The sequence below is a fragment of the Mesorhizobium sp. B4-1-4 genome (genome assembly GCF_006439395.2).
In the GTDB taxonomy this organism is placed as follows: domain Bacteria; phylum Pseudomonadota; class Alphaproteobacteria; order Rhizobiales; family Rhizobiaceae; genus Mesorhizobium.
The window spans coordinates 2,081,437-2,099,645 of the sequence record NZ_CP083950.1 but is presented as its reverse complement, the minus strand read 5'-3'; the positions used below and the strand labels follow the sequence as shown (position 1 = coordinate 2,099,645).

22 protein-coding genes and 1 pseudogene are annotated in these 18,209 nt (G+C 61.5%); 11 read left to right on the top strand and 12 right to left on the bottom strand.

From position 1 onward, the window contains the following. Nucleotides 1–52 precede the first annotated feature (52 nt). The 7 genes from FJW03_RS10240 to FJW03_RS10210 all read left to right on the top strand — a co-directional run bounded on the left by FJW03_RS10240 (nucleotide 53) and on the right by FJW03_RS10210 (nucleotide 4,447). Entirely contained in the window at nucleotides 53–304 is a 252-nt protein-coding gene (locus FJW03_RS10240) for a hypothetical protein (RefSeq protein ID WP_140763105.1), read from the top strand. Nucleotides 305–427: 123 nt separating this feature from the next. Further along, nucleotides 428–712 carry a hypothetical protein gene (locus tag FJW03_RS10235; RefSeq protein ID WP_226890628.1) on the top strand — a complete coding sequence of 95 codons (285 nt, stop codon included), beginning with the start codon at nucleotides 428–430 and terminating at the stop codon, nucleotides 710–712. A gap of 139 nt (nucleotides 713–851) precedes the next feature. Continuing rightward, nucleotides 852–1,148: a DUF982 domain-containing protein gene (locus FJW03_RS10230; protein WP_140607530.1), complete on the top strand. Its 297-nt coding sequence runs from the start codon at nucleotides 852–854 to the stop codon at nucleotides 1,146–1,148. Nucleotides 1,149–1,265: 117 nt separating this feature from the next. Continuing rightward, nucleotides 1,266–1,580 carry a DUF6074 family protein gene (locus FJW03_RS10225; RefSeq protein ID WP_226890627.1) on the top strand — a complete coding sequence of 105 codons (315 nt, stop codon included), beginning with the start codon at nucleotides 1,266–1,268 and terminating at the stop codon, nucleotides 1,578–1,580. 30 nt (nucleotides 1,581–1,610) lie between these two features. Further along, nucleotides 1,611–2,345 carry an autotransporter domain-containing protein gene (locus FJW03_RS10220; RefSeq protein WP_140763102.1) on the top strand — a complete coding sequence of 245 codons (735 nt, stop codon included), beginning with the start codon at nucleotides 1,611–1,613 and terminating at the stop codon, nucleotides 2,343–2,345. A 416-nt stretch (nucleotides 2,346–2,761) separates the two neighbouring features. Next, nucleotides 2,762–4,000, top strand: a complete 1,239-nt coding sequence (locus FJW03_RS10215) for a TadE/TadG family type IV pilus assembly protein (protein ID WP_181173231.1) — start codon at nucleotides 2,762–2,764, stop codon at nucleotides 3,998–4,000. A gap of 6 nt (nucleotides 4,001–4,006) precedes the next feature. After that, complete coding sequence (locus FJW03_RS10210) at nucleotides 4,007–4,447, top strand: TadE/TadG family type IV pilus assembly protein (protein ID WP_181165519.1); 441 nt, start codon at nucleotides 4,007–4,009, stop codon at nucleotides 4,445–4,447. Nucleotides 4,448–4,555: 108 nt separating this feature from the next. Here the strand turns inward: FJW03_RS10210 and FJW03_RS10205 are convergent, their stop codons facing one another. Then, nucleotides 4,556–4,771 (bottom strand): hypothetical protein, encoded by a 216-nt coding sequence (locus FJW03_RS10205; RefSeq protein ID WP_226890748.1) that lies wholly within the window; start codon nucleotides 4,769–4,771, stop codon nucleotides 4,556–4,558. On the opposite strand from FJW03_RS10205, the gene FJW03_RS10200 reads away from it, so the two are divergent. Next, nucleotides 4,725–5,045 (top strand): pilus assembly protein, encoded by a 321-nt coding sequence (locus FJW03_RS10200; protein ID WP_264296526.1) that lies wholly within the window; start codon nucleotides 4,725–4,727, stop codon nucleotides 5,043–5,045. The two genes, FJW03_RS10205 and FJW03_RS10200, sit on opposite strands and share 47 nt — an antisense overlap. 68 nt (nucleotides 5,046–5,113) lie before the next feature. Here FJW03_RS10200 and FJW03_RS10195 read toward each other — a convergent pair whose 3' ends face one another. Beyond that, the gene (locus tag FJW03_RS10195) at nucleotides 5,114–5,365 is read right to left on the bottom strand and encodes a hypothetical protein (RefSeq protein ID WP_140763096.1); all 252 of its coding nucleotides are present in this window, start codon (nucleotides 5,363–5,365) and stop codon (nucleotides 5,114–5,116) included. Between the two features lie 139 nt (nucleotides 5,366–5,504). Continuing rightward, nucleotides 5,505–6,050 (bottom strand): DnaJ domain-containing protein, encoded by a 546-nt coding sequence (locus tag FJW03_RS10190; RefSeq protein WP_140607525.1) that lies wholly within the window; start codon nucleotides 6,048–6,050, stop codon nucleotides 5,505–5,507. 360 nt (nucleotides 6,051–6,410) lie between these two features. Here FJW03_RS10190 and FJW03_RS10185 point away from each other — a divergent pair. Then, a pseudogene (locus FJW03_RS10185) lies at nucleotides 6,411–6,554 on the top strand (transposase); the annotation flags it as partial. Nucleotides 6,555–6,959: 405 nt separating this feature from the next. On the opposite strand, the gene FJW03_RS10180 reads toward FJW03_RS10185, so the two are convergent. The 6 genes from FJW03_RS10180 to FJW03_RS10155 all read right to left on the bottom strand — a co-directional run bounded on the left by FJW03_RS10180 (nucleotide 6,960) and on the right by FJW03_RS10155 (nucleotide 14,774). Next, nucleotides 6,960–10,745, bottom strand: coding sequence for a vitamin B12-dependent ribonucleotide reductase (locus tag FJW03_RS10180; protein ID WP_140763093.1), 3,786 nt, complete (start codon nucleotides 10,743–10,745; stop codon nucleotides 6,960–6,962). Nucleotides 10,746–11,374: 629 nt separating this feature from the next. Beyond that, nucleotides 11,375–11,683 (bottom strand): PilZ domain-containing protein, encoded by a 309-nt coding sequence (locus tag FJW03_RS10175; RefSeq protein WP_140607523.1) that lies wholly within the window; start codon nucleotides 11,681–11,683, stop codon nucleotides 11,375–11,377. A gap of 115 nt (nucleotides 11,684–11,798) precedes the next feature. Further along, nucleotides 11,799–12,287, bottom strand: a complete 489-nt coding sequence (locus FJW03_RS10170) for an NUDIX hydrolase (RefSeq protein WP_140607522.1) — start codon at nucleotides 12,285–12,287, stop codon at nucleotides 11,799–11,801. A gap of 210 nt (nucleotides 12,288–12,497) precedes the next feature. Next, complete coding sequence (gpt, locus tag FJW03_RS10165; protein ID WP_140763090.1) at nucleotides 12,498–12,998, bottom strand: xanthine phosphoribosyltransferase; 501 nt, start codon at nucleotides 12,996–12,998, stop codon at nucleotides 12,498–12,500. Nucleotides 12,999–13,114: 116 nt separating this feature from the next. Then, nucleotides 13,115–13,948 (bottom strand): universal stress protein, encoded by an 834-nt coding sequence (locus FJW03_RS10160; protein ID WP_140763087.1) that lies wholly within the window; start codon nucleotides 13,946–13,948, stop codon nucleotides 13,115–13,117. Nucleotides 13,949–14,030: 82 nt separating this feature from the next. After that, nucleotides 14,031–14,774 carry a competence/damage-inducible protein A gene (locus FJW03_RS10155; RefSeq protein ID WP_140607519.1) on the bottom strand — a complete coding sequence of 248 codons (744 nt, stop codon included), beginning with the start codon at nucleotides 14,772–14,774 and terminating at the stop codon, nucleotides 14,031–14,033. 322 nt (nucleotides 14,775–15,096) lie between these two features. Between FJW03_RS10155 and FJW03_RS10150 the strand changes: the two genes are divergently transcribed. Then, nucleotides 15,097–15,381 carry a hypothetical protein gene (locus FJW03_RS10150; RefSeq protein WP_140607518.1) on the top strand — a complete coding sequence of 95 codons (285 nt, stop codon included), beginning with the start codon at nucleotides 15,097–15,099 and terminating at the stop codon, nucleotides 15,379–15,381. A gap of 98 nt (nucleotides 15,382–15,479) precedes the next feature. On the opposite strand, the gene FJW03_RS10145 is transcribed toward FJW03_RS10150, so the two are convergent. The 3 genes from FJW03_RS10145 to FJW03_RS10135 all read right to left on the bottom strand — a co-directional run bounded on the left by FJW03_RS10145 (nucleotide 15,480) and on the right by FJW03_RS10135 (nucleotide 17,275). Next, the gene (locus tag FJW03_RS10145) at nucleotides 15,480–15,719 is read right to left on the bottom strand and encodes a DUF2188 domain-containing protein (protein ID WP_140607517.1); all 240 of its coding nucleotides are present in this window, start codon (nucleotides 15,717–15,719) and stop codon (nucleotides 15,480–15,482) included. A gap of 30 nt (nucleotides 15,720–15,749) precedes the next feature. Beyond that, nucleotides 15,750–16,028: a DUF982 domain-containing protein gene (locus FJW03_RS10140; protein WP_032925336.1), complete on the bottom strand. Its 279-nt coding sequence runs from the start codon at nucleotides 16,026–16,028 to the stop codon at nucleotides 15,750–15,752. 143 nt (nucleotides 16,029–16,171) lie between these two features. Further along, complete coding sequence (locus tag FJW03_RS10135) at nucleotides 16,172–17,275, bottom strand: NADH:flavin oxidoreductase/NADH oxidase (RefSeq protein WP_140763084.1); 1,104 nt, start codon at nucleotides 17,273–17,275, stop codon at nucleotides 16,172–16,174. Between the two features lie 158 nt (nucleotides 17,276–17,433). On the opposite strand from FJW03_RS10135, the gene FJW03_RS10130 reads away from it, so the two are divergent. Beyond that, nucleotides 17,434–18,012 carry an NUDIX domain-containing protein gene (locus FJW03_RS10130; RefSeq protein ID WP_140763082.1) on the top strand — a complete coding sequence of 193 codons (579 nt, stop codon included), beginning with the start codon at nucleotides 17,434–17,436 and terminating at the stop codon, nucleotides 18,010–18,012. The last annotated feature ends 197 nt before the right edge of the window (nucleotides 18,013–18,209 follow it).

Here is an 18,209-nt window from a genome sequence, read left to right as displayed (position 1 = left end):
ACGGCAGCCTGCTCATGTCTGAGGGGCCTGGTGCTGCTGGCGATGGCCTGATGTGCCCATCTTCGCGGACCCTGCACAGGGCGGCGCCAGCGTTGGTCTGGAACGGTCGGGCGAGATGGCGGCGCTGCTGCGTGTCACCAGCAAGGCACAGGCGCTGGAGGTTCGCGGTGCCCGGCCGGTGCTGGCCAAATTCGCCAGCGGCCATCCGGCCCTGCCGGCGCCGCAAGCTGCCTTCTTCGGTTCGATCCGACATTACCCGCCGTATTTATTGCCGACCATGGGGCGATCGGCGCGCCCAGCGTAAGCAGCAACCAGCCGCGCGCGCCGCCGTCCACGCGGGCCTGAGCGGTCCAGGACCGCAGGTTTCACCATCATTTCCCATGCCATTCGTGTCGCGACCCGTGCGGCGGCCGTTAGCCGCGCATTGGTGGCGCGCGGCGCGTCATTTCCGGATCAATTCAATGCAACGGATCAAGACTTTAAAAAGCCTGTTGCCAAAAGCCTGTTGCGGGCGGCTTCGGCCGCCTCGTTCCTCTCCGTCCAGGCGCTCATCTGCATCGGGACCGTTTATTGGGCGATCGCCGAGACGCTCTATTTGTCCGGAGCCGGAGCGCTTGTCCTTGGCGTGCTATTCGCATTGCTGTCGGCGTATGTTCTGCTGACCGTGGTGCGCATGGCCTTCGACGCGGAGACCGACCCGGCCAACCAATGATCACGCTGCCGGGATGTCCGCCCGTTGCGGCAAAACGGCCGTTTCCGCAGTGACGACACATTTGCGTGGCACGTCAGACAAAGCAACTTTTGGCGACGAACGGCGTTGCTTGGGGCGACGCCAGTTCGGGAGATGTCAGATGGACAGATTGCAATTCGAGGTGCCGGTGCGGATCGCGCCAGGATCCGGCTTGCCCGTCGAGGAGATCTACAGCGTCGAGCAGGCGCTCGATTTTCTCCAGGACTGGCCGGCACGCCGGCAGGGACCGGTATATCAAAAGGCTTTCAATGCCTGCTTCGGCGCCACGGTGGATGTAGTCAAGACCGAGGATGCCTGCCGGGCATTCATGGCGTTCTGCCGTGTCACCGGACTGATGGCCAGCGACATGATGGCGCCGCGCAAGCGTGGCGGTGAGGCCAGGGTGCTGCAGGCCTGAGGTCCGCTCCGTCTATCCCGATCAAACCAGCTCGATTTGATTGCACATGACGATCCGGCGACCGGATCGTCTCGATAGCGGCGTTAAGCTTCCGTTTCCATCTTCGCGGCTAGGCCATTGTTTGTTCAGCAATGGTTGATTCGTTGCGTCAGTCTCATGGTTCGGAAGATGTCCCCAGAAAAAGTCCGTGCATTCCCGATCGACCGTCAGCTATTCTTGGTTAAAGAAGTTGCAGCCAATCTTGGCAATCTGCACGGCGAGACCGCCACCTCCTTCTGGAGGGCAAAAGCGGTCGAGTTGCTTGATCTCGTCGTTGGATCCGGCAGGGACAGGGCGGCAGCCAGTGACGAAGTACGCAGGTTTTTCCTTGCCGTACAGAGAGAACTTTCGGCTGGCACGATCGCCGAAGCGACACCAGTTCTTTCAGCCTGAAGCAAATCCAGTCGCCGATAACTTCACGCTATTTGCAACGATAGCGCACGAAACCGCGGGCGGCAATTCCGGCGCGGTTTCCGGCGATCCGGTGGTCGGCAGCGCCGCGCTTGGCTACAGGTCCGGCAATTTCGCCGTCGGCCTCGACTCGCAGGGCGATCCCGACACGCTGATGGGCTTCGCGCTTGGCGGCGTCGCGGGATCCTTCTCGGTGCCGGACGCGAGACTTCGGGCAACATCATCGGCGGCCATGCCGGCGCCTATGGTGCGCACAAATGGGACCAGTTCTACATCAACGGCTCGCTGGCGATGGATCTCTACAGCAACACGACCGACCGCTTCACCTCGGTTCCGGGCGCGTCCGGTCCGCTCAATCCCGTGCCGGCGATCACGAGGGAGCACTGGACCGGTGATTTCATGAGCGCCGGCTTCGGCACCAGCCTCGAGGCCGGCTGGCGGCAGCCGATCGGTGCCGGCGCCCTCACGCCGTTCGCCGGGCTGCAATTCCAGGCGCTGTCGATGCAGGCCTTTTCAGAAAAGTCGGCCAGCGACGGAGCGCTCGGCCTCGACTTCGACAGTCGCACGGTTATCTCGCTGCCGGTCTCGCTCGGCCTGCAGCTCGACACGACGGTCGCCGTCGGCGGGACGACGACGCTGCAGGCCTGGGGCCGCGCGGCATGGCAGCATGAGTTCAAGCCGGACCGCTCGGTGGAACCCCACCTTCCAGGCAGCGCCGGGCTATGCCTTCGTCGTCCAGGGCGCTAGCGCTGCCGAGGACGCGGTCGCCGTCAACGCCGGCGTCAAGCTGAACTGGGCTCCAACACATCCGTCTTCGCCAGCTTCGATGGCAAGTTCGCCGACCGGGTGCAGACCTATGGCGGCAATGTCGGGTTCAGGGTGAACTGGTAGGGGACGGCGTCGCTACGAACCAGGCTGGCAGCTCTGAGACTCGCCGTCACTGCCCGCATCTTGCCTTCGTGGCGGCTGTCCCGCTCGAAAAGCATGGACCATGCCATAATGTCGTCTGTCGGACCTTGGTCCCAAGTTTGCTGGACAAAAGTCCTATCGTGCGCCGATCGGCCGACGAAAATTCTTTCTTTTTGAGGCCAATAAGCCATCGATCAAAAAATGAACCGAACTTTTTAGCCGTTCGTTCATATGTGCATGTCTTCTAATTTCTCATGACTTTCAAACGCTTCACCCGAATTCGGCTTATAGCGGACGGTATACGCCGGGGTACGAGCGCGAATGTTGCCACCATCTTCGCCCTGACCTTACCGATCGTCGTCGGCGCCGCGGGTTTCGGTATCGAGACGTCCTACTGGTATTACAACAGCCTCAAACTTCAGGCGACGGCCGACGCCGCGGCCTATGCCGGGGCGCTCGAACGGATCTCGGGGTCAGACAAGCCGACGATCACCGCAGCCGCGACCCAGTCGGCCGCTTCAAACGGGCTGGGTTCAGGCACGATCGTCGTCAACACGCCACCAGCATCTGGACCGAACACGGCGAAGAAAGCGGTCGAGGTCATCGTCAGCCAGAACCTCGACCGGATGTTCACTTCGATCTTCACACAAGGCCAGGTTCCCGAACAGGCGAGGGCGGTGGCGCTTATCACCGACGCCTCCAAGGCATGCATGACCGCGCTCGATCCAGCCGCTTCGAAGGCGGTGTGGTTTTCCGGCAGCACTAGCGTCAAGTTCTCTCACTGCGTTATCATGGCCAATTCGACCGCCTCGGACGCCATCACGCTTCAGGGATCAGCGAGTCTCGCTGTCGATTGCCTGATATCAGCGGGCGGTGTCTCTCTCAGCAATCCCGTAACGACCGTCTGTGCGACGCCGATCACTCAGGCGCTGCCTGCCCCCGATCCGTTTGCCGACCTGCCGGCGCCTGCGGCGACCAACCCCTGTCAGAATATCAACGGCAACAAGACGACGCAAACGATTCAGCCGGGGACCTATTGCAGTGGACTCAGTCTCAGCGGCAACGTTACCCTTTCGCCTGGCGTCTACGTTGTCCAGGGCAATTTCAAGATAAACGCCAACGCAATCGTCGCTGGTGCCGGAGTTACCATCTTCATGGCAGGCAGTTCGACCGTCAGCATGAACGGCAACGCCACTGTTAATCTGAGCGCGCCGACATCCGGCACCTACTCCGGCGTGCTGATGTATGGGGACAGAATGGGTACAGGCGGACAGAACACCTTCAACGGCACCGCGGATTCGTTGCTGACGGGCGCTCTCTACTTTCCCAAACAGCAAGTGAACTATCTTGGCAATTTCTCGGGCAACGGCGGCTGCACTCAGGTCGTCGCCGATACGATCCAATGGTCAGGCAACTCAACCATCAATCAGGATTGCTCGAGCCTCGGAATGCGCAACATTCCGGCCGCGCAGTCCGTGGCGCTGGTCGAGTAGTCTGCCGTGGAGCGTCGATCGATCTCGTATCTTAAAGATGAGGCGGGCACTGCGGCCGTCGAATTCGCAATGGTTCTGCCCTTTCTGTGCGTTGCGCTGCTCGGCATCCTCGACGGTTGGTCCTACGTGACGAGTTCGCTGTCGATGCGCGCCGGCGTCAAGACTGCCGCGAACCTGGTCATGGCAGGATCGACCAACGATACGGCGACCCAGGCCGTTGCCATTTCGAGTTGGGAGAAGCGGCCGGCGGATGGCCAGGTCACGCTAAGCCGGATTTACATGTGCGGGGCGACCGTGGTCGACGCCGCCACCCTGTGCAGCGGGCCCAAGGCGCCATCGGTCTATGTCCAGATCCAGGCGTCGGCCACCTGGGTGCCGCCCTTCACCTTCGGCGTCTTTTCCACGTCCAGCGTCATCGGCCACCTGGAGGTGATCCGTGTCCGCTAGAGCCGTTCTTCGTTTCGCGGAAACGCAGGCCCGCACTATGTGCTTGCTTGGACACAATTCCGGACGGAAAACCGCTTCGCACTTTTCCTGGAATTGCGTCAGAGCGGTTCAGCGTTTGATGGAATCATTGACCCGCTCTAACTCTTTGTTTCTGCGCAATTCCGGACGGAAAACCGCTTCGCACTTTTCCTGGAATTGCGTCATGGCAGCCGCGTTCAGGCGGGATCGATCGGGCGGTGCCGGCTTGGAATTCGCATTGATCGCCCCCTTTCTCATCATGCTTTTGTTTGGCATCTTCGCCTTCGGCTGGTCGATGAACTCCATATCCAGTGTTCGCTATACGCTGGAGATGTCGGCACGCTCGCTGCAGCTTCAGAACACGCTGACCCAGGCCGACATCCAGGCCATCGCTACACAGAAACTTCAGGCCCTGGGTTTGAAGGATGTCGTCGTCACGATCGTCATGGATCCGGCGAGTGGTGGCTTCCGCATGGCACATCTGACCGCCAGCTATGCCTTCGTCATCGACTTTCCCTATTTCAGCGCCTTCCCGATCAACTACGCGACGACCGTTACCGTGCCGCTGGTCGGCGCGTAGGCCACGGTCTGCCGGGCATGGGCTTTGATGTTCAAGTGATGCACGGCCTGCCTTACCCTGCCGGGTCGTTATTGCGCGGCCGTCCGCAGGATTGTTGTCGCAATCGGCCTCGTCGCCTCAATCCGCCTTAGACAATGATCCGGAATATTGCGCCACATCGCCTGGGTGCATTCTCTGTCTACGGCCGCAACAGCTTCGCCAGGCGCTACGTTCGCCGCGTGGGTGGTGGTGGATGACGCGAAAAGAACCGTCTGGGTTATGAGAGCCGAAAAGGCGGCGACCTGGATCAGAACGGCGGCAAAGGCGATCTTCTTGAGCATGCGGCGAGAACGCGCGGCACTTCCTCTGGTTCCCTCCAGGTCGCGCTGTTCTCGCGCGGGCGGGCCGACTACCCACTATCCCAGGACGGACCGCCATTGCCGTCAAACGAACGGCGGATCCTTTGCAGCAGCAAAGGATTCATGCGCCACGGACGTCGCGGTCCAATAGTCGGATGGCGGGCTCACGACGGTGTTCGGCATTGGCGCGATCGATGCCCTCCACGGTGATCGCGAAGGTGCCGTTTTCGACCCTACCTATCCAGCCTTTTGCTTTCAGATACCAGAGATGAAACTCGAGATGCTCACGGGGGCAGCCTGATAGGCGTTCAAGTTCTGTATCGCCAATGCCAGGATCATTGACGTCTTGTCGGCGTTTGACGTAAAGAAGCGAGAGAAGTTTTGCCTGAATTACGACGTCACGCTCTATACCTTTATTATTGCCGGTTTCCTCAATCAGCTCGCGGCGAAGCTTCAAGTGGTCTTTGTACTTGATGTCGTACTGAGCGCGTTTGACCGGGTCTTTCAGGATGTTATGGGCTTCCACGATTTCGCTAAAGCGTGCTTCATCGCCGGTGTCTTGATTGTCGGGATGGTAGCGCATGGCAAAGTAACGAAATACCCGCTCTAACGTTTCCGAGTTGGCATTCGGGCTAATTTCGAGAATTTCATAATAGTCAATGAACATAGAGTTGTGTCCCCCGTGGCGCGCTTTATATGCCGATTTGCCAGAGTACGGAATATCTGACGGCTAAGGACAAAGTCTGGATGGAAATGTCAGACCTTTGCTTTGCAAAAACCAAGACCTTGGTCCGGTGGCAATGGATGGTCTCAATCACTGCCACGGACAGATGTCGGGCGCCTGTTGGGCGAGAGGCTTCAGGGTAAGCGCTTGCCAAGTAGACACCAGATTCGCGCCCCTGCACAGATCGGTAAGTCAGGATAATGTGCTGAGAGTCCAGCAAATTCGCCGAGAGAGGCGGTCATGGCAGACTGGTGATGTTCAACGTCACCTGATTCCCGCGAAGGAACGCCACCATGACCAAGGCTGACTGCCAGCGCTGCCGTCAAAAACATTCTGCTATCGAACCCGGATGGGCCGCACGAAGTGATCCGCGCGGTGATGCAGGAGGTGCTCGAGGCCGAGATGGACGAGGCGCTGCGGGCTTCAAAGAGCGAACGCACGCCGGAGCTCGCGGCCGGCGGCCATCTCGTCGTCATGATGACGGAATCGCGCGCGGGATCCAACGTCAGGGCCAAGTCAGAGCTCGGCTGGAGCCCGCGCCATACCTCGTGGCGAGAGGGGTTTGCCGAAATCGTGCGGCCAGATGCGGGAATTGCCGCATGACATGCCCTGCGCACGTCAGGCTATCGTCATCGAGATACCAGCAGTCGGCGTTGCCGGCGCCAAAGCGGAGGTCGAGGTCGCTGGGAGAAACGTGGTTAGGTATAGGGCATTCCCGGGCGCGGAAAGCGCCCGGGAGATTGTGTTTTCGGCTTACCGCCAGAGGTGAGCAGACTTCGTGTATCGAACGAGCGATCTACCTTGACGTTGAGCGAGATTCAGTGACGCATCAGGGCCATAAGGCAAAGGATTTCAGCTGCACCCGCTCGTGGCACCGCACGTGTCGCACTTCTCGCACGTTCCGTTCCGCACCATGGTGAAATTCTGGCACTCGGAGCAGGAATTGCCGGTGTAGCCCTGAAGCAGTGACTTGGCGCGGCGGTCGGCGGCGAGTTTCTTCGCCTCGGCTGCTTCATTGGCGGCCGCGTCGGTGAACAGGGCCGCGGCGCCGGAGGCCTCGGAGGCCGCGTCGGCGGCTTCCTCGAAGGCCATGTCCTCGGCCAATTCCTTGGCCCGCTCCTCATAGTCGCGCTTGTAGGCGATCGCCTCGTCGCTGGCCGGTTTCAACGCCAGCACGTTGGAGCCGGAGAAGGCCGACGGCGCCGAGCGGGCAGGGGTGCCGGAGGCGGAGCCGGCAAAACCCTTCGGCTCACTGCCGCTTACCCGGGAAACCAGCTTCACCGGTGAACCGCGCGTCAGGCCCTTGGAAACGGCGTCGGTCTTGCCTTCGCTGATGCCACGGCCAAGTGCGGTGTTGGAGAAGTCCGACTGGTCGACATGGGCGAGGTCGTTGCGGCCGAGATAGGAGATCGCAAGTTCGCGGAACACGTAGTCGAGGATCGACGTCGCGCTCTTGATGGCGTCGTTGCCGATCACCATGCCGGCCGGCTCGAACTTGGTGAAAGTGAAGGCATGCACATATTCGTCGAGCGGCACGCCGTATTGCAGGCCGAGCGAAATCGCGATGGCGAAGTTGTTGAGAAGGCCACGCAGCGTCGCGCCTTCCTTGTTCATGTCGATGAAGATCTCGCCGAGGCGGCCGTCATCATATTCGCCAGTGCGCAGGAAGATGGTGTTGCCGCCGATCTTGGCCTTCTGGGTATAACCCTTGCGGCGACCGGGCAGCTTCTCCTGCTCGCGCGACACGCGCTCGATGATGCGCTCGACGATACGCTCGGTGATCTGCGCCGCCCGCGCCGCCTGCGGCGCCGCGATCAGCTGCTCGACCGCTTCGTCCTCGTCATCCTCGCCATCGGCGAGCAGCGAGGCATTGAGCGGCTGCGACAGTTTCGAGCCGTCGCGATAGAGCGCGTTGGCCTTCAGCGCCAGCTTCCACGACAGCATGTAGGCGTTCTTGGCGTCCTCCACCGTCGCATCGTTGGGCATGTTGATGGTCTTGGAGATGGCGCCGGAGATGAAGGGCTGTGCGGCGGCCATCATCTGGATGTGGCTGTTGATCGACAGCGAGCGCTTGCCGATCTTGCCGCAGGGGCTGGCGCAGTCGAACACGGCAAGGTGTTCGGCCTTGAGGAAGGGCGCGCCTTCCAGCGTCATGGCACCGCAGACATGGATGTTGGCTGCCTCGATGTCTTTCCTGGAGAAGCCCATTGCCGGCAGCATCTCGAACGAGAAGTCGTTGAGCTGCTCGTCGGTGAAGCCAAAGGTCTCCTTCACCCAGTCGGCGCCGAGCGTCCACTGGTTGAAGACGAACTTGATGTCGAACGCCGACTTCAGCGCCGCGTTGAGCGCGCTGATCTTCTCGTCGGTAAAGCCCTTGGCCTTGAGCGAGCCGGGATTGATACCGGGTGCCTGGTTGAGGTTGCCGTGGCCGACCGCATAGGCCTCGATCTCGGCGATCTGGCTCTCGGAATAGCCGAGCGTGCGCAGCGCTTCCGGCACGGCGCGGTTGATGATCTTGAAATAGCCGCCGCCGGCGAGCTTCTTGAACTTCACAAGAGCGAAGTCGGGCTCGATGCCAGTGGTGTCGCAATCCATGACCAGGCCGATCGTGCCGGTCGGCGCGATCACGGTCGCCTGCGCATTGCGGTAGCCATGCTCCTCGCCAAGCTCGATGGCGCGGTCCCAGGCGGCTTTCGCATGCTCGGCAAGCGCCTGCTGCTTGAGATCGGCGGCGACCAGCGGCACCGGATTGACAGCCAGCTTCTCGTAGCCGTCCCTGTCGCCATAGGCGGCGCGGCGATGGTTGCGCATGACGCGCAGCATGTTCTGGGCGTTGCGGTCATAATCCGGGAAGGCGCCGAGCTCGGAGGCCATTTCCGCCGAGGTGGCGTAGGCGACGCCGGTCATGATCGCGGTCAGCGCGGCGCAGATGGCGCGGCCCTCGTCGGAATCGTAAGGAATGCCCGAGGTCATCAAGAGGCCGCCGATATTGGCATAGCCCAGGCCGAGCGTGCGGTAGTCGTAGGAGAGCTTGGCGATCTCCTTCGACGGGAACTGCGCCATCATGACGGAGATTTCGAGAACGACGGTCCACAGTCTGACCGTATGCTCGTAGGCGGCGATATCGATCATGCCGTCGGCTTTGCGGTAAGGGAGCAGATTGATCGAGGCGAGATTGCAGGCCGTGTCGTCAAGGAACATGTATTCAGAACACGGGTTGGAGGCCCGGATCGCACCAGCCGAAGCGCAGGTATGCCAGTCGTTCATCGTCGTGTTGAAATGCAGGCCGGGATCGGCCGAAGCCCAGGCGGCGTAGCCGATCTTTTCCCAGAGGTCCCTGGCCTTTAGCGTCTTCAGCACCTTGCCGTCCTTGCGGGCGGTCAGCTGCCAGTCGCCATCCTGCTCGACAGCGCGCAGGAAATTGTCCTTCAGCGACACCGAATTATTGGAGTTCTGGCCCGAAACTGTGAGGTAGGCGTCCGAATCCCAGTCGGTGTCGTAGGTCTTGAACGACATCGAGGTATAGCCCTGCTTGGCGAACTGGATGACGCGGTAGATGTAGTTCTCCGGCACGGCCGACTTCTTGGCCGCTTTGATCTCGCGCTTCAGCGCGGTGTTGATCGACGGGTCGAAGCAATCGTCATCCTGACCTTCGCAGTTGACGCAGGCCTTCATGATGGCTTCGAGATGCTTCTTGACAATTTTGGAGCCGGTCACCAGCGAGGCGACCTTCTGCTCTTCATTGACCTTCCAGTCGATGAATTCCTCGATATCGGGGTGATCGGCATCGACGATGACCATTTTTGCGGCGCGGCGCGTCGTGCCGCCCGACTTGATGGCGCCCGCAGCGCGGTCGCCGATCTTGAGGAAGCTCATCAGGCCGGAAGAACGGCCGCCGCCCGACAGTTTTTCACCTTCGCCGCGCAGCAGCGAGAAGTTGGAGCCGGTGCCGGAGCCATATTTGAACAGGCGCGCCTCACGCACCCAAAGGTCCATGATGCCGCCCTCGTTGACGAGATCGTCCTGCACGCCCTGGATGAAGCAGGCATGCGGCTGCGGATGCTCGTAGGATGATTTCGACTTGGTCAGCTTGCCGGTGAAGGGGTCGACATAGAAATGACCCTGGCTCGGACCGTCGATGCCATAGGCCCAGTGCAGGCCGGTGTTGAACCATTGCGGCGAGTTCGGCGCCACGCGCTGGGTGGCCAGCATGTAGGCGAGTTCGTCGCGGAAAGCGCGCGCGTCGTCTTCCGACTTGAAGTAGCCGCCTTTCCACCCCCAATAGGTCCAGGTGCCGGACAGACGGTCGAAGACCTGGCGGGCGTCGATCTCGGAACCATAGCGCTCGACTTCCGGCAGCTTGGCAAGTTCGGCCTCATCGGCGACCGAGCGCCACAGGAAGGAGGGGACGTCGTTCTCCTCGACCTTCTTCAGCCGCGCGGGGACACCAGCCTTGCGAAAATATTTCTGCGCCAGGATGTCGGCCGCCACCTGGGAGAACTGCGCCGGCACATCGATATTGTCCAAGCGGAACACCACCGAGCCATCCGGATTCTTGATCTCGGAAAGCGCCTTGCGGAATTCAATCTCCGCATAAGCAGATTGCCCCGGCTTGGTGAAACGACGCTCGATGCGCATTGGTCCTGTCCCTTTTGTCTATATATAGCGCTTTCGTCAGGGGATTTCTGCCCCAAATGCGAAAAGCACAGTCCGCCGTTTGCAGGCATCGCGAACAATGCCGGCATCTCCTCTTCGCAAGCTGCTGCCGCGCGCGCAACAAGACGCCTTGCCAGGCGCTTGCCGAGGCTGCCAACCGACCTTGCGGGTCCTTCGAAACTGAATTTTTCGATTCCCTCGATCGAGGGAAATTCACACTATCTAGCGCCGAACCTACCTGCAAACACTAAATATAGTATTAACAGACAATTTATTCCAGTCCGACAATTCTCCCTTTCGTCGCCCCATGCCCCACAATCCCAACGCTTCCGCCGGCCTCGTAACAGGCGGAAATGCGGGAAAAAAACACACATAATCCGGGAAAAAGACCGGGCTCAGAACTTTCCGGTCGCGCTCTCAACAGGAGCGCATGGCCTATAAAAGGCGACTCGTTTTGCGCCGTCAAGGATTCGTTTGCGTAGCTTTTGTGACCCCAACATCTTGTGTGTCACACATGTGGATAACGGGGATAGAAATGCGCCGCCGCGATGGTCGTCTGGGTCGCCGGTTTGCGAATTGCCGACGTTGGGAGGCGCCGGGCAAATCGTGGTTCAGCCGTAATGCAACCTCGGTTTCGGCTCGGTGCCGGTGAACTGCACGCCAATCCTGTCTTTGCGGCGCCAGCGGACCTCGCAGCGATAGCCGACGCCGTCGAGCGGCACGTAAAGAAGGAAGCGATCGGGAATCCGGGCCTCGAGCGGTATTTTCAGTTCGGCGCCGCCCGCATGCTGGTTGCGCAGCAAAACGGCGACTTCCGAATGGGAACCGGTGATGATGCTTGCACCCTTGAGCACGCGAGGGCGGCGCTCGCGCTTGGGCTTGCCCGGGTCTTGCTGAAGTGGGTCTACAGGTTTCGCCATCGATCAAACGCCAGATTGGCCGCTTCCTAGCGAAGAAAAATTAGCAAACCATTCATGCGGCACATCACAGGCGTGTGAATCCGCCGTGGCGCACGCGGCACAGGCCGGCGGCGGTCTAGGAAAATTTGTGCGGGTCGGCGCAGAAATAGGCGATGATCTGGCACAGGTCGGGTTCATGGACCATGCGCACCGCTTCGCTGGAATTGACCCATTTGCGGGTGCGGGCGTGTTTTTCTTTCCAGCGGTCGGCGATCTTGTCGACATGCAGCGGAAACACCAGCACCTCGCAGGGTACTTCTTCGCCGGAGGCCAGCACCTTGGCATAGAAGTAGCGGCCGGCTTCGAGATGAGAGACGCTACCGCGCAATCCGGCTTCCTCGCCAGCCTCGCGTGCGGCCGCCTCGCAGAGCGGCTCCCTGGCCTCAGGCCAGCCTTTGGGAAGCACCCAGCGGCCGGTGTCACGGCTGGTGATCAGCATGATCTCGACACCGTTCCCCACATTGCGCCAGGGCAGGGCGGCAACCTGCAGGCGGCATGGAGCCATACCAAAGAGCCGTTGGACCCGTTCAGCCAGATGGTTGTGCGTCGTTGGCCTTATCAACATCGGAGAAGTTAGCCCCAGCCTCCAGAATCGTTTGCCGCCTCACGGATTCTACGACTAATCGTGACCAATAAAAGTAAAAACTTTGATCAGGCTGGCCGGTTCCCTCAACAAAGGTCGATTTCACAGGACATTCTGCCTCCGCGGGCCTGGCCGCGCAGGCAAATATTGTCGCTGGTGACGGCTTAAACTGGAAAAAGCGCCCGTTCCGAATCAGCCGGCGTGATCGTCAGCGATCGGCTTCTGATAGGTGAAGCCCATATCCCAGGGAAAATAGATCCAGGTGTCCTGGCTGACCTCGGTGACGAAAGTATCGACCAAGGGCCTGCCCTTGGGCTTGGCGTAGACGGTGGCGAAATGGGCCTTGGGCATCATCGCCCGCACGATACCGGCGGTTTTGCCCGTGTCGGTCAGGTCGTCGATGATCAGCACCCCGGCGCCATCATCGGCAAGCAGCGCCGGCGTGACTTCCTTCAGCACCTGCAACTGCCCCTGGCTGGTATAGTCGTGATAGGAGGCGACACAGACCGTCTCGATGATGCGGATGCCCAACTCGCGCGAGATGATCGCCGCTGGAACCAATCCGCCGCGCGTGATGCAGACGATCGCCTTCCATTGCCCCTCGTTGGTGCCGGCAAGCCGCCAGGCGAGCGCGCGGGCGTCACGATGGAACTGGTCCCAGGAGACCGGGAAGGCTTTTTCGGGAAGGGACATGTCTCGCGCACTCCGCAGCACGCGAGGACCGCGTGCAAGAAAACAGGGGAATGCGCGCGGAATTAACTGGAAACCCTTGGGTTTGGCAAGGGTGGCCACCAGCGATCGTTGTGGACTTATCGCGACAGGAAGGCCGCCACCTGCGCCGTGCGCAGGACCGTGCGCGTCACCCCGCCGAACAGAAGCTGACGCAGCCAGGAGTGGCTATAGGCGCCAAGAACCAGGAGATCGGCACCGCTTTCGGCGACCCTGTTCTGGATCATGTCATCGACAGACGTGCCGCCCGATTTCAGCACCGAGACGCTGACGGTGGCGCCGTGGCGTGACAGGGCGGAGGCGATTTCGGCACCGGCGGCCTCCGAGCTCTCGTCGAGCGTATCGGGCGGATCGATGACCAGTATGTCGGTTTTCTCGGCCTCGATGATGAAGGGCAGCGCGTCAAAGGCGGCGCGGGCGGCTTCCTTGCTGCCGTTCCAGGCGAGCAGCACGCGTTTGAAGGTGGTGACCAGCGGGCCGGCGTGGGGGACCACCAGGACCGGCCGGCCGGCGTCATAGACCAGCGTATCGACGTCGGCACTGGGGTCGCCGCCGGTCTCGCGTTGGGCGGCTATGATGAGATCGGCGGCGCGCACGCTTGAAATGCCCGTCAGCGCGCTGTCGCCGGAAAAGCTCTCCAGGCTGCGCCACTCGAAGGAGAGGCCGGAATCCTCGATACGCCTGAGAAAGACGGCCTGGAGTTTGTTGGCCCGCTCGCGGTTCATGTCGGCCGAGACCTGCAAGAACTCGGTATCCGGGAACCCGGTTGCCGATGTGTAGGGTACAGGAAGCGCCTCGGCATGGATGCCGATCAGATGGCTCTCGAAGCGGCTGGCAAGCGGAATGGCACAGTCGAGCACGCGCTCGGCATCCTGCTCGTTCTGCAGAATGGCAACCATGGTCTTGAAGCGCATGATGATCCCTCAATCTTGCGAGCGCCCGAACCCGTCGGAAAGAAACGTGGCCGCGCCGTGCTTGGTTCCGGCCTCGAGCCGATCAGCCCACCTTGCCAGCCAATCCCGCCACCATAGCCTCGACATCGGCGCGCGCGGCGTCGAGTGCCTCCTGGCTGCGGGCACGAACGACCAGTTCAGTCCAGAACTTGCCATCGCCATATTTCGGATAGGAGCCGATGATCGTGTCCGGATGCGCTTTCTGGATCTCGCCCAACGGCCCGCCGACAAGGCCTTCACCGAAGGGGCAGTGCACCGCCGCCGACAGCATCTTCGTGCCGGTCTTCAGCGTCGGCACGACATTGTCGAGCATGGCCTGGAAGATAGCGGGCACACCGGCCATTACATGGACATTGCCGATGCGGAAGCCGGGCGCCACCGACACCGGGTTGTCGATATGGTCGGCGCCGCGCGGCATCCGCGCCATGCGTTTGCGGGCCTCTGTATATTCGATGCCACGCGCGGCATAGCTCGCCTCCAGCATCGCGTAGGCCTTGGCGTCGTATTCGCAGGGCACGCCGAACGCCTTGGCGATCGAATCGGCGGTGATGTCGTCATGGGTGGGGCCGATGCCGCCGGTGGTGAACACATAGGTGTAGCGTGCGCGCACGGCATTCACAGCCGCGACGATCTCGTCTTCCTCGTCGGGGACGATGCGCACCTCCTTCAGGTCGATGCCGATCGCCGTCATGATGTCGGCGAGATGGCCGATGTTCTTGTCCTTGGTGCGGCCGGACAGAATCTCATCACCGATGACAAGCATGGCGGCGGTAACGATTTCGGGCATGAAGGCTCCGGCAAGACGGGTCGTCTGGGAAGGCGATGTCGCCTGAGATAGCGCGGCGCGCGGCCTGCTGCAATGCCACGCGGCCGGCGCTGTGTTTCGACCGGCCGGCGGCATCTGCATTCGCAATTCAATGTGAACGTGTCGACGGTGCCGGCCACATGCCGCAGTTCGTCGAACCGAAGCGGGTCGTTGATTTCATAGAGCGGATTGCAGCCCGCGCATTCCATCACCGCGGCCTCACAACAATTTCAATGAACCATCCCGCTGATCGCCGGGTTTACCCCGTGTCGCACCCAAGGCGGCCAAGATACGGAGTGATTCAATGTATACGAAACTTCTCGCGGCGTCGGTTCTGACAATCGGGCTCGCAACATCGGCGATGGCCCAGCCGTCGGACGGCACGTATTCCAGCCATCACAACTGGTGGCTGTTCGGCAATGAGGATTCCCAAGGCGTCGACCAGAGCACCACCGGAAGCATCAATGCGGATGGCAGTGGGCTGAACAGCCTTGGCAACCCTGGTCCGGTCGGGCCTTGTGCGTCCAGCACCCCTGGTCCCGATGCCAATGCCGGGCTGAACGTCAACGATCAGTACTGCGGCAAATAATTCCGCTGGGGTGGCTGCTGACCGCAGGACGTCGTCTCTCCTGACGTCCGCGGTCGGCACCCTGTCTTTGTGCAGGCAAGTTTTCTTCTGCTGGCAGTTTAGTCGGAAACTTCGGTCTGCGGTCGGTCGCGGCCATCGGCCAATTCCTCGTGCCATTTGCCCTCGGCGTCCTCATACTGGATGCCGTCCGTGGCGCCCGCGACTTGCTGCTCGGCCGAAGCGATTTCGGCGGCGCGCAACGCGTCCTGGTGGGTGGGAAACGTCTCCGAGAAGGTCGAGCCGACCTTGTAGGCCCAGCCACCGTCATGTTCGACGATCTTGTAAGTCAGCTTCGCCATTAAAAACCTCCGGTTGAAAGCTCCGCCTGCTCAATGCAGCCGGTCGTCGGATAGCCTGTCGTCGGGCACAAGCACTTCCGATTCCCTGGCGGCCTCGATCAGTGCCCGTCGTGCATCCGCTGTCGAACGATAACCTTCCAGCACTTTGAGGCAAGTGTCGAGAGCATCACGGTGACGCGGGCCGCGATTGAGCGGCCAAACCGTCATCAGGCACTCCGCCGCTTCCTGGGTGCTGCGGATATGGCGATATTTGCCGACATGGCCAAGCTCGACCACCACAGGCGTTTCAAAGGGTTTGTTGTCCATCATGGCCGCAACGCAAAGCAGCCAATTTGGTTTCAAAAATGGCCTTCAGGCTGCGCCCAAAAGTCGCGTCGCGTTTGCGACGCGACTTAAGTTTGTTCGATGCATGTGCTGGGCAGGACCGCGACGGCATTGGGAGGTGGGATCGGTCAGCCCGCCGCCTTCATCCAGTGTTCCATCGTCGTCACCGAGCGGGCGAGCTGCGGCGCCGGATGGATCTTTTCGCTGAACGTGGCGGCCGCACGCCAACCCCAGCGCGGGTCGGCCAGGAAGGCGCGCGCCAGCGCCACCATGTCGGCGCGGCCCTCGGCGATGACAGCCTCGGCCTGCTTCGGATCGTCGATCAGGCCGACCGCACGGGTCGGGATCCCGGCGCCCTTGCGCACGGCTTCCGCCAGGTGCACCTGATAGCCGGGGCCGGTAGGCAATTTCTGCAACGGCGAGTTGCCGCTGCTGGAGCAGCAGAGATAGGCGACGCCCTCGGCCTTGAGCGCTTTGGCCACCTCGATCGCGTCATCGACGTCAAAGCCGCCATCGACCCAGTCCTTCACCGACAGCCGCGCGCCGAGCATCAGGCTTGGTGCTGCTTTCTTCACCGCCCTGGCGATCTCGACCGCGAGACGCATCCGGTTTTCCAGCGAGCCGCCCCAGCGGTCCGTGCGCTGGTTGGAGAGCGGCGACAGGAACTGGAAGATCAGGTAGCCATGCGCGGCATGCAGTTCGATGAAGTCGAAGCCGGCGCGTTCGGCCCGCCTTGCGGCCTCCGCGAACCGCTCGATGAGCTGGAGGATCTCGTCGTCTTCCAGCGCTCGCGGGACGTTCCAGCCGGTGTCGTAGGCTATGGCCGAGGCTGAAACGGTCTGCCAGGGATCTTCGTTTGGCTGCAACGGCCCGCCGCCTTCCCAAGGCTTGCGGTTCGAGGCCTTGCGGCCGGCATGGGCAAGCTGCGTGCCGAACTTGGTGCCCGAGGCGGCAACGCGTCTGGCCGCGTCCAGCGCCCGCCGCGCGGAGGCTTCATTGTCTTCGGAATAGAGGCCGAGGCAGCCATGGGTTATACGGCCGCGCCGCTCGACATCGGTCATCTCGACGGTGACCATGCCGGCGCCGGACATGGCCAGGTTCATCCAGTGGTAAAGATGCCAGTCGCTGGCCGAGCCGTCCTCGGCGGAATACTGGCACATCGGCGCCACGGCAATGCGGTTGGGAAAGCTGAGCCCGTCGAGCGTGATGGGCTGGAAAAGCGATGTCGTCATGGAAGAAACTCCGGGGAGGGAACCTGCTATTTAGGCAACGGATCTCCTCCATGCCACACACGAGAGAGTGAAACGCCTGCTGGACCAATCGCTGGCCCGATTGCGCCGCAGCCGGTTCGCCGCTAGGGCTGCCTGCGCCAGCAGCTCAGAGGTGTCCGATGGAAGACCGCGTTCGCATCCGCTCGGAAGAGGTTCTTTCCGACGATTGGGCGGTCCTGAAGAAGACCGTGCTCGACTATCGCCGGCGTGACGGCCAGTGGGAAACGCAAATCCGCCAGACCTATGACCGTGGCGACGGGGCGGTGATCCTGCCATATGACCCTTTGCGTTCGACCGTGCTTCTGGTGCGCCAGTTCCGCTATCCCGCCTACGTGACCGGCCATCGCGAACCGCTGATCGAAGCCTGTGCCGGACTGCTGGATGAAAACGATCCGGAGACTGCCATCCGCAAGGAAGCCGAGGAAGAACTCGGCTACCGCCTGCAGGATGTCGAGCGGCTGTTTTCGCCTTACATGAGCCCGGGCAGCGTCACCGAGCGGCTCTGGTTCTTCGTCGCCCGCTATTCGCCCGCCGACCGCATCTCCGCCGGCGGCGGCGCCCCGGAAGAAGGCGAGGACATCGAAGTTCTGGAAATGCCGCTCGACGAAGCGCTCGCCGGCATAACCGCCGGCCGCATCGTCGATGCCAAGACCATCATCCTGATCCAGCATCTGAAGCTCAACCCGATCGCGGCTTGAATCGTGTTCTGGCGCCCTCCAGGCTCCTGGCTTGGCAAATCTGGGGCCAGACAGTGCGTCAACCGAGCGGAACTCGCTCTGGAACGCGCGGTAGAAACGTTGGACGAGGACTGTGATGTCGGGATTACATCGCGGTTTGCAGCCGGATCAGGTCCGCGCAGCGGCGTGATCGAGGTCAGCGCCTGACGAAGCTCGAT

What these genes read in the sequence shown, in the direction of transcription:
- FJW03_RS10135 (WP_140763084.1), bottom strand. Translation starts at nt 17,275, where the DNA reads ATGACGACATCGCTTTTCCAGCCCATCACGCTCGACGGGCTCAGCTTT.
- FJW03_RS10200 (WP_264296526.1), top strand. Translation starts at nt 4,725, where the DNA reads ATGCTTTTGTTTGGCATCTTCGCCTTCGGCTGGTCGATGAACTCCATA.
- FJW03_RS10205 (WP_226890748.1), bottom strand. Translation starts at nt 4,771, where the DNA reads ATGGAGTTCATCGACCAGCCGAAGGCGAAGATGCCAAACAAAAGCATG.
- FJW03_RS10190 (WP_140607525.1), bottom strand. Translation starts at nt 6,050, where the DNA reads ATGTTCATTGACTATTATGAAATTCTCGAAATTAGCCCGAATGCCAAC.
- FJW03_RS10170 (WP_140607522.1), bottom strand. Translation starts at nt 12,287, where the DNA reads ATGTTGATAAGGCCAACGACGCACAACCATCTGGCTGAACGGGTCCAA.
- FJW03_RS10215 (WP_181173231.1), top strand. Translation starts at nt 2,762, where the DNA reads ATGACTTTCAAACGCTTCACCCGAATTCGGCTTATAGCGGACGGTATA.
- FJW03_RS10230 (WP_140607530.1), top strand. Translation starts at nt 852, where the DNA reads ATGGACAGATTGCAATTCGAGGTGCCGGTGCGGATCGCGCCAGGATCC.
- FJW03_RS10160 (WP_140763087.1), bottom strand. Translation starts at nt 13,948, where the DNA reads ATGCGCTTCAAGACCATGGTTGCCATTCTGCAGAACGAGCAGGATGCC.
- FJW03_RS10150 (WP_140607518.1), top strand. Translation starts at nt 15,097, where the DNA reads ATGTATACGAAACTTCTCGCGGCGTCGGTTCTGACAATCGGGCTCGCA.
- gpt (WP_140763090.1), bottom strand. Translation starts at nt 12,998, where the DNA reads ATGTCCCTTCCCGAAAAAGCCTTCCCGGTCTCCTGGGACCAGTTCCAT.
- FJW03_RS10140 (WP_032925336.1), bottom strand. Translation starts at nt 16,028, where the DNA reads ATGATGGACAACAAACCCTTTGAAACGCCTGTGGTGGTCGAGCTTGGC.
- FJW03_RS10175 (WP_140607523.1), bottom strand. Translation starts at nt 11,683, where the DNA reads ATGGCGAAACCTGTAGACCCACTTCAGCAAGACCCGGGCAAGCCCAAG.
- FJW03_RS10155 (WP_140607519.1), bottom strand. Translation starts at nt 14,774, where the DNA reads ATGCCCGAAATCGTTACCGCCGCCATGCTTGTCATCGGTGATGAGATT.
- FJW03_RS10180 (WP_140763093.1), bottom strand. Translation starts at nt 10,745, where the DNA reads ATGCGCATCGAGCGTCGTTTCACCAAGCCGGGGCAATCTGCTTATGCG.
- FJW03_RS10145 (WP_140607517.1), bottom strand. Translation starts at nt 15,719, where the DNA reads ATGGCGAAGCTGACTTACAAGATCGTCGAACATGACGGTGGCTGGGCC.
- FJW03_RS10195 (WP_140763096.1), bottom strand. Translation starts at nt 5,365, where the DNA reads ATGCTCAAGAAGATCGCCTTTGCCGCCGTTCTGATCCAGGTCGCCGCC.
- FJW03_RS10130 (WP_140763082.1), top strand. Translation starts at nt 17,434, where the DNA reads ATGGAAGACCGCGTTCGCATCCGCTCGGAAGAGGTTCTTTCCGACGAT.